Annotated in this window: 15 protein-coding genes, 3 tRNA genes and 3 pseudogenes; 11 read left to right on the forward strand and 10 right to left on the reverse strand. The window is 67.4% G+C overall.

Going from position 1 to position 14,370, the window contains the following annotated elements:
* Nucleotides 1-102: 102 nt before the first annotated feature.
* The 7 genes and pseudogenes from SH922_RS23680 to SH922_RS23710 form a co-directional block, all read right to left on the reverse strand.
* Nucleotides 103-732 (reverse strand): annotated as a pseudogene (locus SH922_RS23680) (tyrosine-type recombinase/integrase); the annotation flags it as partial.
* 39 nt (nucleotides 733-771) lie between these two features.
* Nucleotides 772-900, reverse strand: a pseudogene (locus SH922_RS23685) (IS3 family transposase); the annotation flags it as partial.
* A gap of 33 nt (nucleotides 901-933) precedes the next feature.
* Nucleotides 934-1,209 (reverse strand): annotated as a pseudogene (locus tag SH922_RS23690) (IS3 family transposase); the annotation flags it as partial.
* A complete protein-coding gene (locus SH922_RS23695; RefSeq protein WP_393059890.1) occupies nucleotides 1,157-1,468 on the reverse strand; it encodes a transposase in 312 nt (103 codons plus the stop codon). The gene SH922_RS23695 and the pseudogene SH922_RS23690, both read right to left, overlap by 53 nt.
* Before the next feature lie 353 nt (nucleotides 1,469-1,821).
* A complete protein-coding gene (locus SH922_RS23700; RefSeq protein WP_393059891.1) occupies nucleotides 1,822-2,517 on the reverse strand; it encodes an HNH endonuclease in 696 nt (231 codons plus the stop codon).
* 128 nt (nucleotides 2,518-2,645) lie between these two features.
* Nucleotides 2,646-4,013 carry an AAA family ATPase gene (locus SH922_RS23705; RefSeq protein ID WP_393059892.1) on the reverse strand — a complete coding sequence of 456 codons (1,368 nt, stop codon included), beginning with the start codon at nucleotides 4,011-4,013 and terminating at the stop codon, nucleotides 2,646-2,648.
* 614 nt (nucleotides 4,014-4,627) lie between these two features.
* Nucleotides 4,628-5,161: a hypothetical protein gene (locus tag SH922_RS23710; RefSeq protein WP_393059893.1), complete on the reverse strand. Its 534-nt coding sequence runs from the start codon at nucleotides 5,159-5,161 to the stop codon at nucleotides 4,628-4,630.
* Nucleotides 5,162-5,363: 202 nt separating this feature from the next.
* Here SH922_RS23710 and SH922_RS23715 point away from each other — a divergent pair.
* A tRNA-Tyr gene (locus SH922_RS23715) sits at nucleotides 5,364-5,439 on the forward strand.
* A 65-nt stretch (nucleotides 5,440-5,504) separates the two neighbouring features.
* Nucleotides 5,505-5,954, forward strand: a complete 450-nt coding sequence (locus SH922_RS23720) for a DUF523 domain-containing protein (RefSeq protein WP_393059894.1) — start codon at nucleotides 5,505-5,507, stop codon at nucleotides 5,952-5,954.
* A gap of 67 nt (nucleotides 5,955-6,021) precedes the next feature.
* Here SH922_RS23720 and SH922_RS23725 read toward each other — a convergent pair whose 3' ends face one another.
* Both SH922_RS23725 and SH922_RS23730 read right to left on the reverse strand, forming a co-directional pair.
* The gene (locus SH922_RS23725) at nucleotides 6,022-6,678 is read right to left on the reverse strand and encodes an SDR family oxidoreductase (RefSeq protein ID WP_393059895.1); all 657 of its coding nucleotides are present in this window, start codon (nucleotides 6,676-6,678) and stop codon (nucleotides 6,022-6,024) included.
* Nucleotides 6,679-6,712: 34 nt separating this feature from the next.
* The gene (locus SH922_RS23730; RefSeq protein WP_393059896.1) at nucleotides 6,713-7,990 is read right to left on the reverse strand and encodes an amidohydrolase family protein; all 1,278 of its coding nucleotides are present in this window, start codon (nucleotides 7,988-7,990) and stop codon (nucleotides 6,713-6,715) included.
* A 283-nt stretch (nucleotides 7,991-8,273) separates the two neighbouring features.
* Here SH922_RS23730 and SH922_RS23735 point away from each other — a divergent pair.
* The 8 genes from SH922_RS23735 to SH922_RS23770 all read left to right on the forward strand — a co-directional run bounded on the left by SH922_RS23735 (nucleotide 8,274) and on the right by SH922_RS23770 (nucleotide 13,016).
* Nucleotides 8,274-8,346 (forward strand) — tRNA-Thr (locus SH922_RS23735).
* Between the two features lie 46 nt (nucleotides 8,347-8,392).
* Nucleotides 8,393-8,465: transfer RNA gene (locus SH922_RS23740), tRNA-Met, on the forward strand.
* Between the two features lie 90 nt (nucleotides 8,466-8,555).
* Entirely contained in the window at nucleotides 8,556-8,720 is a 165-nt protein-coding gene (gene rpmG / locus SH922_RS23745) for a 50S ribosomal protein L33 (protein ID WP_003956487.1), read from the forward strand.
* A 108-nt stretch (nucleotides 8,721-8,828) separates the two neighbouring features.
* Nucleotides 8,829-9,281 carry a MaoC family dehydratase N-terminal domain-containing protein gene (locus SH922_RS23750; protein WP_393059897.1) on the forward strand — a complete coding sequence of 151 codons (453 nt, stop codon included), beginning with the start codon at nucleotides 8,829-8,831 and terminating at the stop codon, nucleotides 9,279-9,281.
* Nucleotides 9,281-9,709: a MaoC family dehydratase gene (locus tag SH922_RS23755; protein WP_393059898.1), complete on the forward strand. Its 429-nt coding sequence runs from the start codon at nucleotides 9,281-9,283 to the stop codon at nucleotides 9,707-9,709. The genes SH922_RS23750 and SH922_RS23755 overlap by 1 nt, the downstream gene beginning before the upstream one ends.
* Nucleotides 9,710-9,835: 126 nt before the next feature.
* Complete coding sequence (locus SH922_RS23760) at nucleotides 9,836-10,384, forward strand: TetR/AcrR family transcriptional regulator (protein ID WP_393059899.1); 549 nt, start codon at nucleotides 9,836-9,838, stop codon at nucleotides 10,382-10,384.
* Nucleotides 10,385-10,459: 75 nt separating this feature from the next.
* Nucleotides 10,460-11,890 carry an MFS transporter gene (locus SH922_RS23765; protein ID WP_393059900.1) on the forward strand — a complete coding sequence of 477 codons (1,431 nt, stop codon included), beginning with the start codon at nucleotides 10,460-10,462 and terminating at the stop codon, nucleotides 11,888-11,890.
* A gap of 70 nt (nucleotides 11,891-11,960) precedes the next feature.
* On the forward strand, nucleotides 11,961-13,016 hold the full coding sequence (locus tag SH922_RS23770; RefSeq protein WP_393059901.1) for a UDP-N-acetylmuramate dehydrogenase: 1,056 nt from the start codon (nucleotides 11,961-11,963) through the stop codon (nucleotides 13,014-13,016).
* A gap of 23 nt (nucleotides 13,017-13,039) precedes the next feature.
* On the opposite strand, the gene SH922_RS23775 is transcribed toward SH922_RS23770, so the two are convergent.
* A complete protein-coding gene (locus SH922_RS23775) occupies nucleotides 13,040-13,675 on the reverse strand; it encodes an NAD(P)-dependent oxidoreductase (RefSeq protein ID WP_393059902.1) in 636 nt (211 codons plus the stop codon).
* Between the two features lie 86 nt (nucleotides 13,676-13,761).
* Here SH922_RS23775 and SH922_RS23780 point away from each other — a divergent pair, with 86 nt between their 5' ends.
* Entirely contained in the window at nucleotides 13,762-14,367 is a 606-nt protein-coding gene (locus tag SH922_RS23780; protein ID WP_393059903.1) for a TetR/AcrR family transcriptional regulator, read from the forward strand.
* Nucleotides 14,368-14,370: the final 3 nt, after the last annotated feature.

Genomic DNA, 14,370 nt, shown 5'->3' on the forward strand with positions numbered 1-14,370 from the left:
CTGGAAAAGAAGGGCCCGTGAACAGCGGAAACGCTGATCGCGGGCCCTTTCTGCGTGCCCGGTCATGGCTAGCCGCAAATCGGCACTATGTGCCGGTATGTCTCACCCTGTTTCGCGTGCTGACCAGGTTGCCCTCAGCGTTGCTTCGATCCGAGCGTTAGCCGTCGCTGCGGCCCCCTCCAGGCATTTGGCGTAGACGCGGAAGAGAACGGCCACACTGTGGCCGGCACGTTGCGCAACCACCTGTGGCTCCACCCCTGAACTGAGCCAGGTTGAGACAGCCGCGTGACGCAAGTCATACGGACGCTTCGCAAGCTGGGAAGCGCGCTGGAGCGGCGTGAGGGCACGCGAGCGGGCTTCCGCCCACACCTCTCCGTATCCCGTGTCCTGGATGAGACCGCCACGCTGGGTGCGGAAGAGGCGGCCATCGTCGGCTGATCCGTAAGCGGTGACATGCCACCGGAGCAGGGCGACCAGGTCAGGCGGGATCGGGACCGTGCGGACGGCTTTCCGGGGGCGGTGCTTGAGCCCACGCTGATCGTGCGCCTCGCCACTGTCGGTCCACGCCGATCCGGACCGGGGGCGAGTCTCCCGCAACAGCAGCACGCCCCATCTGCGACGGGGCAGGTCGCAGTCCTGGATGCGCAACCCGATCACTTCGGCGGGGCGCGCTGCCGCGTAGTACATGCACCCGAAGAAGGCGACCAGCCGGCGGCCTCTGGCGCTCTGAGTGAGCTTGTTCCGCTTTGACGGACACCATTGGTGTGGTGGTCAGGCTGCGAGTGCGGTCTCGTACTCGGCGGGGCTGAGGTAGCCGAGGCTGCTGTGCAGTCGGTGCAAGTTGTACCAGCCCTCGATGAAATCGAAGATCGCGGTGCGGGCGGCGGCCCGGCTGGGCCAGGCGGAGGTGCCGAGCTGGCCGCACCCGGCACCCTCGCGCTTGAGCACGGCATGCACGCGCGGGGACCCGTAGGTTCCGCGTGATTTCGCATGAACCTCGGTGATCTGCTCGGTCAGCTCGGCATCCCGCACCGCACGAGGACCGGGCAGGCCGGAGCGACGGGTATAGAAGGCGGTCCGGGAGACCTTCATCAGCTCACACGCCCGTTTGACGCTGTGACCTGCGCGCTTCTCCGCCTCGATGAACGGTGCACCGTCACCGGGTCTCCTTCGCGAAGAAAGCTGTGGCCCGCTTGAGGACGTCGACATCCTCACGCAGTCGGCGGTTCTCCCGCCGCAACGCGGCCAGTTCCCCGCGCTCACTGCTGGTCAGCCCGTTGCGCTCGCCCGCGTCGACCTCGGCCTGCTTCACCCAGTCCCGCACCGCGGTCTCGGTCAGTTCGAAGTCTCTGGCGACCTGCCCGACCGAGCGGTCACCTCGTCGGCACAGACCTACGATCTCGGCCTTGAACACCGGCGTGAACGAACGACGAGGGCGGCGAGGCTTCTTCTTCCCCATGCTCTCCATGATGGACATCCTCCCGGGGCTGAACCCCAGATCTTGAATGTCCGTCAAAGCGGATCAAGCCAGACACCAACAGGTGACATCAACATCGGCGTACACGGGGACACTCCGACGCACATGAGTCGCATGGTCAACGGGTCGACACGGCCGCGGCAGGCCGAATGATTCGTGTGCGACCCGCCTGCAATCTGCCGTCATCTGGCGCCCTCCCAGCCTGGGAGGGCGCCAGATGAGCGAAGGCGGCGTACTCCGCCGGCCGATAGCTCGGTGCAGCACTCGTGGATCGGCTCTCCACTCCGCCGAGTAGAGGCAATCGACTGGGTCAGCAGCAGGATGGGGTGAATGAAAGTTTGGCTTCAGGCCAGCTCTCCCCGCAGAGGAGAGGGTGTGCCGTGTGCCTCCAAATGTTGACCTCGCTGCTCTGGAATTGATAGGGCGGGCTCGACGTGATGAATGATTAGGCCATCTGACAGTCCTGGCCTGCGGAGCAATGAAAGAAGATCAGGGAAAGCAGCGAAGAGCAGCTCTGACGCTGGATGTTGAGCCTGCCTGAGCATTGCCTGGCAAACATCTGAGAACGGTTGTTCACGAACGGCTGCGGTGAAGTCTTTCGCTCGACTTTCATCTCCGTTATCGATAGCGCATGCCCAGCCCTCTAGATGTAAGATAATATCTCGCCGCGCCCGCATTCGCGCATCTGGGAGTCGGCGTTCGTTCAGCCCGCACACCTTGATGGTGTACTCCCCGCGCGCAGTCAGCCCCTCGTAGAGGCCAGTATCGAGGTTTAAATGCAGATGGGTAAATGGGTCCTCGCGTGTCGGATCAACCAAACTCGGAGTCCCGAACGCGTTTTTCTCATACTTGTCCAACTTGTAGCGACTGTTGCAAGTGGAGCAGGCTAGAAGATGATTAGACCAACAGAAAGTGCGCACCGGGTTCTCGGAAACCGGCACATAGTGGTCAATGGTGTCTGCCATGTGATGCCCGCAATACATGCAGGACGAGATCCCGTGAGCCATATTCTGTAAAGCGGCAAAAATTCCATCGCGCACCGGTGAAGACTTCCAAAGTGAACGCGCGCGACTCGCTCGTGTTGCGGGGTCATGGTCGACGATCTTACGAGTCAGCTCGCCGGCGCGGCCGCTGAGCGACTCCGGAAGTGGAGGTCGATGGATTGGGATCATTCCGCCTGAGGGTCCTCGCCTAGGACTCGAGCCGATACCTCGTCAGCTCTGGATACGGGTGAACTGGATAGTTGCATTTTCAGCGTCCGAATGCGCTCCATGTCCTCCCTCTCGGCCGTGCCGCGCACCAGGCGTCTTTCCAGGGATGCCAATTCACTACGAAGCTCCTGGGCCGGTTCCGAGTACGCCGTATCCAGGCCAAAAAGTTCTGAAAGCACGGCATCGTCCCCCGTGCCGTACACGACCCGTCGGTACAACTCTCCAGTGATCCGCTCCGGAGGTTCAGGGTCGTACGGCCCGGGAAGCCTGATTAGCCCCCCCTCATCTGCGGCTTGACAAATGTACGGACTGTGGCTTGTGACAATAAATTGCACTTCAGGGAAATGTTCCTTAAGCCAGGGTCCAATCCTCTGTTGCCATGAAACATGCAAGTGCGCGTCGACTTCATCGATAAGGACTACTCCAGGATATGGAATGACCACCCTTCCCTCGCGCTGATCCATCCTCAACTCGCCGAAGGATGCATGCATTCGGCGAATGATATCCAGAACTAGTGCCACGACTGCGCGTTGCCCATGACTCATCTGTCGGAGATGGAAGACCATATCTGTCTGCCTGCCTTTTGCAAGCCAGAGACCCTCCGCGTCGATATCATGGACAGTGTAATCGTCAGGCAATAGTCCATCATCCATGATGGCCGTCACATTTTCCAGCAGATTCGAAGCTGCTGCATCTCCGTCCAGCTTGAAGTGATGCAGCTGCGTAATCCAGGCGACCGCCTCTGTTAGTGCGCCATCTTCCTGGAAAAGCGTTCGAACGCTCTCCACTCCGTTGAGGCGGCTAGTGAACCGGTGATCTCTACGGGCAGAGTTTCTACTGGGAGCCCATTCAGAGCCCGTCGTGGAGAGCCGACGGAACGGACCGTAGCCAATCAGAAACCAGCCACGCGGAGGCTTACTGCTATACAGGGAGCGTGCGATGGCGCTGCTATCAAATACGACTTCGGTAGCAGCCGTAGATTCTTTATAGTCATCATCGAACAAAGTGGGTTGTTCTGGCCGCCAATGCACGGAAATATCCGGCTGTTCGGCAAATAGGGACTCTTGACCGGTTTCCAACTCAAGCCACAGTGAAATCCGCCCATAGGTGCAGCCGAGCGACAGCCATTCCTCCAGTTGACCATCCAGTAGCGCTGCACGTTTCTCGCCGATTACGCCCAGCGCAATGGCCTGCAGCAAAGCTGTTTTGCCTGAGCCATTTCGTCCAGCGATAACAGTCCAGCCTGCGTGGCCACCGTCAGGCCTGGTGAAATCGAGATCGACTGCGCGAGAGTCGTGGAAGCTTCGCACGCCGTCAATACGCACTTTTTTAAGGTACATTCCCAAAACCCTTTCGGTGCGGAGCGTAAGCATCGTGTGTCTAGCTACCCGCTCTTGCCGCGCAGTTGTGACGAGCTCCATCCGCTGGCGCCGGGTTTACAGACACGGTCTCAACCTACGCAAGCGCCACGTCCAAGACAGGCCTATCGATCTGAACCGATGTGAGGGGAGGGCCTCCGCGGGCGGTTCTCTTTGGGGCAGCAGCTTCCCTCGCTGTCCTCACTCTTTGGCCAGTGCGCAGACGGCCGCTGTAGACCGCCGAGGCGTACGTTCCCCTCCAGCCACATCCGGTCGCGCCAGGACGTGCCCGTGCAGAGCGGCCCGAAGCAGACGACATTCCAGACGATCAGCAGTGCGATCGGCGGTTGCCGTTGAGAGCGGTCCGCGCCGCACGTCGACGGCACGACTCCGCTTCGGACCAGCTTGCGGGACCGAGCGAGCTCGCGAACATCCCGTGGCAGGTCGTCCGTGCCATCGGATCGGCACTGGCTGCGGGGGCTGGCGGGGGAAGTGGCAGGCGGACTGGCCTTGGCCGGGCCGCAGGCCGGATCAGTCGAACTGCATTCGTATGGGTGCCGGTTCGGTTGTAAAGCTGCTACCTATGCGCAGGAGTCACAGACGCCTGTCACCGGAAGCTCAACGAAGCAGCTAGTACACACAGGAGGTGGCGCCTCGCTATGGCCTCGCCGGCGCTCGATGGCAGCCTGGTGCTTCGGAGCGAGGGCGGCGATCCCTCCGCCAGCAGGAAGAGTTGCGCCGAAGTGCCGGTAGCAAGCGAGCCGTGCTTCGGCAGCATGCCGTTCGCGCTCCTCCACCCCGTCCACCGGCGGATGTCCTGCGGTCTCCAAAACTTCCTTGTAGCCCGCGCCCACCATGCCATCGTCGGTGTGCACGACTAGGGCGGTCAGTGGCGGATCTCCTCGTCGGTGCGCTTCATGGACCACCCTTCCGAGGACCGGGCCGATCCAGTTGTGGAGCAGGATCCGGGTGCGGATGCCTGACCGGTCCTGTATCTCCTCTGCTAGCTCCTTGTAGGTGATGACCGCGTGATATTTGCGAGCCACATCCACCAGCACCGAGTAAGCCTCTTCTGCCCATCTCTTGCGGGCGTCCTGTGCGTCGAGCTGTCCCACTGTGCCCCCATGCCCCTGCTCGCCCGACAGTCGGGCCGCCACGACACGCGCGCGGCGGCCTAATCTTGCCCGTTTGGATGGCCGGACGTCATGGGGCGGAGCAAGCATGCGAGACATGTACATACGCGCCAGCGTCGAGGTCTGTACTGGCGGGGCGCTGGGGTAGCTATGGGGCGTGGCCGTGCACACCGCGTGTTTGCCCAGGTCACCTAAGGCGCAGAGCGCAGACTGTAAATCTGCCGGCTCAGCCTACCCAGGTTCGAACCCTGGCGCCGCCACATAGCAAGGCCCCCGTTCTTTGGACGGGGGCCTTCTCTGTTGTGCCGTGACGAGGCGAGTGAACATGGAATCCGTACTGGTCAGCGCGTGCCTGCGGGGTGTTCCCTGCCGGTTCGACGGACGTGGCAAGGCATCCGCGGAGATGGCCGCCGCGCTCGGCGGGCGACGGCCGGTGGCCTTCTGCCCCGAGGTCGCCGCAGGGCTGCCCACGCCCCGCCGTCCTGCCGAGATCGTCGGCGGCGACGGCCACGACGTGCTGGACGGCCGGGCCCGCGTCGTGGACGACACCGGGCGCGACGTCACCGAGGCCTTCGTGGACGGCGCCGGACGGGCGCTGGAGGCGGCGCGCGGAGCGGGCTGCACCGAGGCACTGCTGATGGCCCGCAGCCCTTCGTGCGGGCGTGGGACGGTCCATGACGGTACGTTCGCCGGCGAGCTGCGCGAGGGCGACGGGGTCACCGCGGCGCTGCTGGAGCGGCACGGCATCACCGTCCGCCCCGCGACGGGGGACTGACGGGCGGGCCGGTGACGCGCAACGGGACCAGTCCCGGTCACGTCCGTCACCGGCGCACTGCCCGGGGTCAGTTCCCCGCGATGTCCTTCACCGCGACCGACACCGGCACATTGCCCGAGATCAGTTCCAGCGTCAGCCCCGCCGTGGCCGGGGTGTCCAGCAGCTCCAGGAGCGCCGCCGCCACGTCGTCGCGCGGCACCGGGCCGCGACCGGTCGACGCGGCGAGCAGGACCTGCCCGGTGCCCGCGTCATTGGTCAGCATCCCGGGGCGCAGGATCGTCCAGTCGAGGGCCGTGCGGGAGCGCACGTACGCGTCCGCTGCCCCCTTCGCCCGCAGGTAGACGTCGAACACCTCGTCGCCCGGGTGGTCCGGGTCGGCGCCCATGGCCGAGACCACGATGTAGCGCCGCACCCCCGCCCGCTGCGCCGCGTCCGCGAAGAGCACTGCGGCCCCCCGGTCCACGGTGTCCTTGCGGTCCGTGCCGCTGTTGGGGCCCGCACCGGCCGCGAAGACCGCGGCGTCGGCGCCGCGCAGCGCCTCGGCGGTCTCCTCCACGGAGGCCGATTCGAGGTCCAGGACCACGGGTTCGGCGCCCGCCGACCGGAGGTCCTCGGCCTGTTGCGGATTGCGGATGATGCCCGCCGCCTCATCGCCGCGTGCAGCGAGCAGCCGCTCCAGCCGCAGTGCGATCTGACCATGTCCACCTGCGATGACAATGCGCATGGTGTCGACGGTACGCCGGAGAGGGCCGCTGCGCTCAAGGCCCGCCGCCGGTCCCGGAATCCGGTCTCCCCTGGCGCGGCAGCCCGTACGCGCCGTCCGTCTCCGAGTCGCAGTACTCGCGCACCGCGCTCGTCCGGGCGACGACCCTGCCGCGGTGCACCACGATCCGGCTGTACGCCAGGGAGAGCACCCCGGCCAGCTGTTCCCCGCGTACGGCGAGCAACTCGGCGGGGAAGCCGGCCTCGACCCGCACCTCGGGCAGCCCCATGGCGCGTCTGGCCTCCGCGGAGACGGCCTCGTAGGCCTGCTCGGCCCGCAGCCCGCTCTGCGAGGCCAGCAGGAAGGCGGCCTCCAGCGGGTCGCCGCGTCCCACCGGGTTGGCGAGGTCGCGCAGCGCTCCGCTTCCCGCGGCGACCCGCACCCCGGCCGCGCGCAGCAGCCGTACGGGGGCCGTGCCCCGGTGCTCGGCCCCGGAGCAGCCGCCCTGGGGGAGGCAGATCACCGTCACACCGGCTGCGGCGAGCTGGTCGGCGGCACGGGTGGCGGCTTCCGCGGGAAGCCGGGAGAGGCCGGCGCAGGGGCCGATGGAGACCCCTTGCCGCATTCCGCCGGCCATCGCCGCGAAGCGGGCCAGCCGGGCGGGATCGTCACTGTCCGTGTGCAGGTCGACGGGGCAGCCGTGCTCGGCGGCGACCTCCAGGACGGCCTCCGCGTACCCGGTCGGGTCCGGATCCAGATCGGGGCAGCCGCCGACCGCTCCGGCCCCCATCTTGAGCGCGTCGCGGAGCATCGCCAGATTGCCGGCCCCCGCGACGCCGGTGAGCAGCCGGGGGACGGCGACCGCGGTCAGATCGGCGAGGCCGCGCAGCGAGCGGCGGGCCTGCAGAACGGCTTCGAGGGCGCCGAGGCCCTGTATGTCGCCGATCCGCACGTGCGAGCGCAGGGCGGTCGCGCCGTGGCCGAGCTGCAGCAACGCGGCCTCGGTGGCGCGCCGCTGGACGTCGTCGGGGTGCTGCGAGGGTGGCCCGGGGGTGCCGGGTCCGGCGTCCTCGGCGGTGAGCGCGGTGTCGCTGTGGGCGTGCGGTTCGGCGGGGGCGGGGAGCAGCAGGTGGCCGCGCAGGTCCACACGGGCGCCGGGCGCGACGAGGCTGCCGGCGGTGCCGACAGCCTCGATGCGGCCGCCGTCGAGCCGTACGTCCACGATGCGGCCGTCGGTGAGACGGGCGCCGCAGAGTGTCAGCGCGGAGCTCTCCGGGCAGCGGGTGGCGTCGGCCGCGTGGTCGTCCGGCTGCCGCGGCTGACTGTCGGGCATCGCGGCTCCTGGAAGGGGGGCAAGATCACACAGAGTGAGTCGAGCCTAGGTGTGCACCCGGTCAGGTTCGAGGAGGAGCGAAATAGTCGTACCGGTGCGGCCAACTGTGGTGCACGGGGGACGCCGCCGCACGCGGGGGGCCAGGGGTGGACGAGTGGGCTGATCAAGGGGCTCGGAGCGGTGCGGATCAAGGGCTCGGAGCGGCGCTGATCAAGGGCTCGGGATGGGGCTTCGAAACGGATTTGGGCGATCGGCGACCGACCGTGTAATGTCTTCATCGCTCGCCCCAATAGCTCAGTCGGTAGAGCGTCTCCATGGTAAGGAGAAGGTCTGCGGTTCGATTCCGCATTGGGGCTCTGGTGAAGGGGAAACCCCGCTTCGGCGGGGGGACTCAGTCATCAAAGCGGTGTAGCTCAGTCGGTAGAGCAAGCGGCTCATAATCGCTGTGTCACCGGTTCAAGTCCGGTCACCGCTACTAACAGTAGCCGATTGTGGGGTCGGTCCTCCGATCGGCTACTCTTTTTTTTGCGTTCATCCGTCCACCGTCCGTCCAAGGAGCACTCACGTGGCTGCCACCGACGTCCGCCCGAAGATCACGCTGGCCTGCGTGGAGTGCAAGGAGCGGAACTACATCACCAAGAAGAACCGGCGTAACAACCCGGACCGTCTTGAGATGAAGAAGCATTGCCCGCGCTGCAACTCGCACACTGCGCACCGCGAAACGCGCTGAATCAGGCTCGTACACGAGGCCGTCCCCATTGGGGGCGGCCTCGTGTCGTTGTACTGGGCTGTAGCTGTACTGCGGCCCCTTCGTCTTTCATCAGGAGGTTGCGAGCTCATGGCGCTCGACCAGTCCTTCGTGGGACGGACGTATCCGCCCACCCCGCCGTACGAGGTCGGCCGGGAGAAGATCCGTGAGTTCGCCGAGGCGGTGGGCGATGCCAATCCCGCGTACGTCGACCCCGAGGCGGCCAGGGCGCTCGGTCACAGTGATGTGATCGCGCCGCCGACGTTCGTGTTCTCGATCACCTTCAAGGCCGCCGGTCAGGTCGTGCAGGACCCTCAGCTGGGCCTGGACTACAGCCGGGTGGTGCACGGTGACCAGAAGTTCGTCTACGTGCGTCCGGTGCGGGCGGGGGACCGGCTGACGGTCACCTCGACCATCGAGTCGGTCAAGTCCATGGCGGGCAACGACATCCTGGACGTTCGTGGCGAGGTCCACGACGAGTCCGGTGAGCATGTCGTGACGGCGTGGACGAAGCTGGTGGCGCGCGCCGCCGAGGAGGCGTGATGACGGCGAAGGTGAGTTACGACTCGGTCGAGGTCGGTACGGAGCTGCCGCCGCAGTCCTTCCCGGTCACCCGGGCGGCGCTGGTGCAGTACGCGGGCGCATCGGGCGACTTCAACCCGATCCACTGGAACGAGAAGTTCGCCCGCGAGGTCGGGCTGGAGGACGTGATCGCCCACGGCATGTTCACCATGGCCGAGGCGATCCGCGTGGTCACGGACTGGGCCGGCGATCCGGGTTCGGTCGTCGAGTACGGGGTGCGGTTCACCAAGCCGGTCGTCGTGCCCAACGATGACAAGGGCGCGCTGATCGAGGTCAGCGGCAAGGTGGCCGCCCTGCTGGACGACAGGCGGGTACGGGTCGACCTGACGGCGATGAGCGACGGCAAGAAGGTGCTGGGCATGTCCCGCGCCGTGGTGCAGCTCGGCTGACGCCGCAACGAGCCGAATGACGTAAGGGGCACGGTCCATGGGGTCGTGCCCCTTACGCATGGGCGGTCACGGCGTCCCGGTTGACTAAGTTAGTGATTGAGTACTAACTTAGCTCGCATGGCAAGGATGAGTGCAGACGAGCGGCGCGAGAGCGTCATCCGTGCGGCGATCACCGAATTCGCCCGCGGTGGGTACAGCGCCACCTCCACCGAGGCGATCGCCAAGCGCGTGGGTGTCTCGCAGCCGTATCTCTTCCGCCTCTTCTCCAACAAGCAGGCGATGTTCCTGGCCGCTACCGAGCGGTGTCTGGAGGACACCCGCAAGGTGTTCATGGACGCTGCCGAGGGGCTGGAGGGGGAGGCGGCGCTCCATGCCATGGCAACGGCCTACCAGCGCCTGATCCTCCATGACCCCGACAAGCTGCTGATGCAGATGCAGCTGTATTCGGCCGTAGCGGCGGCCGAGGCGGCCGGCGATCACGAGTTCGGCGAGTCGGCGCGGGCCGGATGGCTCCGGCTCTGGGGCGACGTGCACCTCGCGCTCGGGGCCGACGTCGACGAGACGACGACCTTCCTCGCCTACGGAATGCTTGCCAACACTCTGACCTCGCTCGGCTTTCCGGCCGGCCACCGGGTCTGGTCCGGGTTCTACTCCTCGGCCAGGCCGGACGCCTGAACAGCGCCACCCGGGTTCGGCCCGGTTTTCTGTCCATGGAAGTTAGTCATCAATAACTAACCCTCAGGGGGAGCAGTGGACCAGCACACGAAAGGCCGCTCGGGAGCGGTCTGGGCCCTTGTCATCACCAGCGTGGCCGGCTTCATGGCGGCCCTCGACAACCTCGTCGTCACCACCGCCCTGCCGTCCATCCGCGAGAGCCTCGGCGGCGAACCGGAAGAGCTCGTGTGGACGGTGAACGCGTACACCCTCACCTTCGCCGTGCTGCTGATGTTCGGTGCCTCCCTCGGTGACCGGTTCGGCCGGCGCCGGCTCTTCACTGTCGGGCTCACGGTCTTCACCGGCGCATCCGCCGCAGCCGCCCTCTCGCCCGGGATCAATGAACTCATCGCCTTCCGCGCCGTCCAGGGCGTGGGCGCGGCGATCATGATGCCGTTGACGCTCACCCTGCTCACGGCCGCCGTTCCGGCCGCCCGCCGAGGAGCCGCGCTGGGCATCTTCGGCGCCGCGACCGGACTGGCGGTGGCCAGCGGCCCGCTGATCGGTGGCAGCCTCACCGAGCACATGTCCTGGCAGTGGATCTTCTGGCTCAACGTCCCGATCGGCCTGCTCCTGCTGCCGCTCGCCCGGCTGCGCCTGGCCGAGTCGTACGCCCCCGACTCCCGCCTCGACGTGCCCGGCACCCTCTTGGTCAGCGGTGGGCTCTTCGGAATCGTCTACGGCCTGGTCAACGCCAACGCCGACGGATGGACCAGCCCCGCCGTCCTGACCGCCCTGATCGCCGGTTCCGCGCTCATAGGCGGATTCGTCCGCCACGGCTTCCAGGCGAAGAATCCGATGCTGCCCATGCGTCTCTTCAAGGACCGGGCGTTCTTCGGGATCAACATGGCCAGCCTGCTGATGTTCTTCGGCATGTTCGGTTCGATCTTCCTGCTCAGCCAGTACTTCCAGGGAGTCCTGGGCTACTCGCCCACCGAGGCAGGTCTGCGCATGCTGCCCTGGACCGGGATGCCGATGCTGGTGGCGCCCATTGCCGGGGTGCTCGCCGACCGGTTCGGCGGCCGCCCGGTGGTCGTGACCGGGCTCGCCCTCCAGGCCGTCGGTCTCGGGCTGTTCGCCATGTCCCTCGCCTCCGACGCCTCCTACGTCTCGCAGCTGCCCGCGATGATCGTCGGCGGCGTCGGAATGGCCCTGTACTTCGCACCCGCCGCCAGCCTCGTGATGTCCAGCGTTCGCCCCGGCGAACAGGGCATCGCCTCCGGCGCCAACAACGCGCTCCGCGAGGTCGGCGGTGCCCTCGGGATCGCGGTGCTCGCCACGGTCTTCTCCTCGCAGGGGGGCTACGGCTCCCCGCAGTCCTTCACCGACGGGACCGTTCCCGCGGTCTGGATCGGCGCCGGAGTGGTGGCGCTCGCCGCGCTGGTCGCGCTGCTGATCCCGCGTCGCCGCAGCACCCCGGCGCAGGCGCCCGACCAGACCGAGGCCCGGGTCCCGGTCCCCGCCTGAGAATTTGTCACGCCGATACGGTCCGCGGCCCCGCCCCGACGGCGGGGGAGCGGACCGTACTCTTGTCCCCGTGCAGGAACTCCACGACGCGCCCCTCGCCCCCCTGACCACCTTCCGGCTCGGTGGCCCCGCCACCCGCCTCCTCACCGCGACGACCGACGCCGAAGTGGTCGAGGCCGTGCGCGAGGCCGACGACAGCGGCACCCCGCTCCTGGTCATCGGCGGCGGCAGCAATCTGGTCATCGGCGACAAGGGCTTCGAAGGCACCGCCCTGCGCATCGCGACCAAGGGCTTCGTGCTGGACGGGGCGACGCTCGAACTGGCCGCGGGAGAGATCTGGACGGACGCCGTCACCCGCAGCGTGGAGGCCGGACTGGCCGGCCTCGAATGCCTGGCCGGCATCCCCGGCTCGGCGGGGGCGACGCCGATCCAGAACGTCGGGGCGTACGGGCAGGAGGTGTCGTCCACCATCACGGAGGTCGTCGCCTACGACCGGCACACCCGGGAAACCGTCACCATCCCGAACTCCGAGTGCGCCTTCGCGTACCGGCACAGCCGATTCAAGGCCGAACCCGACCGGTTCGTGGTGCTGCGGGTCCGCTTCGGGCTTGAAGAGGCGGGCGGCCTGTCCGCGCCCCTCAAGTACCCCGAAACGGCTCGCGCCATGGGTGTCGAGCAAGGGGAACGCGTTCCCGCCGCGGCCGCCCGCGAAACCGTGCTCAGGCTCCGCGCCGGCAAGGGCATGGTGCTCGACCCCGAGGACCACGACACCTGGTCGGCCGGGTCCTTCTTCACCAACCCGATCCTGGACCCGGCACAGTACGAGGCGTTCCTCGCCCGCGTGGCGCAGCGCCTCGGACCGGACGTGACGCCCCCCGCCTTCCCCGCGGGCGAGGGACGCACCAAGACCTCGGCGGCCTGGCTCATCGACCGGGCCGGTTTCACCAAGGGATACGGCTCCGGCCCGGCCCGTATCTCCACCAAGCACACCCTCGCCCTCACCAACCGGGGCGCGGCGAGCACCGAGGACCTGCTGGCCCTGGCGCGCGAGGTCGTCGCCGGGGTCCACGAGACCTTCGGCGTCACGCTCGTCAACGAACCGGTGACCGTCGGCGTGAGCCTCTAGCGGAGCCCGTACGGGCCCGCCCCTCAGTACGCCACGCCCACCCCCTGCTTCACCGCCGCGGGGTCGTCGATCAGCGTCAGCATCGCGTGCGCCACGTCGGCCCGGGAGATGGACCGGCCGCTGCGCGGATTGCTGCCGACGACCGTCCGGTAGACGCCCGTCAACGGCCCGTTCGTGAGCTTCGGGGGACGCACCGACGTCCAGTCCGTGGCGGAGGAGGCCAGTGCGGCCTCCATGGCGGTGAGGTCCGCGTAGACCTCTTTCAGGATCGCGCCGATCGTTGCGAGCATCATCCGGTCGAGCAGCGGGTCGTCCGCGGGCTTCGGGGCGACCGGGGCCGCGCTCACCACGAGCAGCCGCCGTGTCCCCTCCACCTCCATGGCCGTCAGGACGCTGCGGGTCAGCCGTTCGGCGATCCCGCCGGCCTTCCGGCCCCGTGAACCCAGCCCGGAGAGCACCGCGTCACGGCCTGCGACCGCCTCGCGCAGCGTCTCCGGGTCGTCCACGCGGGCTGCCGTGTGGACCGTGACATCGGAGAGCGGCACCGGCAGCCGCGCGGGATCACGGACCACCGCCGTCACCTCGTGCCCCGCCGCCACTGCCTGGCGGACGATCTCCTGTCCGATACCGCCTGTCGCGCCGAACACCGTGAGCTTCATTGCGCACCCTCCTCGGGTGGGTAAGTATTCACTCACCCCTAGAGTGAGCGGATACTCACCACTCGTCAAGCTTCATCGGAGTGCACATGGAGCAGAAGCCGGCCCGCGCCCGCATCATCGACGCCGCCCATCAGCTGATGCTCACCATCGGGCTGGCCCGGGCCACCACCAAGGAGATCGCCAGGGCCGCCGGCTGCTCGGAGGCCGCGCTCTACAAGCACTTCCCGAGCAAGGAGGAGCTCTTCGTGGTGGTGCTGAAGGAGCGGCTGCCCAGGCTCGGCGGAATCCTGAAGCGTCTGGCCACCGACGCGGGGGAGGGGGAGGGGACGGTCGAGCAGAACCTCACCGAGATCGCCCGCGAGGCCGCCCTCTTCTACGAGCAGAGCTTCCCGATCGCCGCGTCCCTGTACGCCGAGCCGAGGCTCAAGGAGCGCCACAACGCGGCGATGCGCGAACTGGGAACCGGCCCCCACATACCCATCCGCGGAGTCGACGCGTATCTGCGCGCCGAACAGTCCGCAGGACGGGTACGGGCCGGCGCCGACACGTACGCCGCCGCCTCCCTGCTGCTGGGGGCCTGCGCCCAGCGGGCCTTCGCCTACGAGGCCACGGAGACCGGCGGGCCTCCGCAGCCGCTCGACGTCTTCGCCGCCTCGATCGCCCGGATGCTGCTGAGCGGGCTCACGGGGTAGTCC

Origin of the sequence: Streptomyces sp. LN549 (genome assembly GCF_043203805.1) — a bacterium.
Classification (GTDB): Bacteria; Actinomycetota; Actinomycetes; order Streptomycetales; family Streptomycetaceae; genus Streptomyces.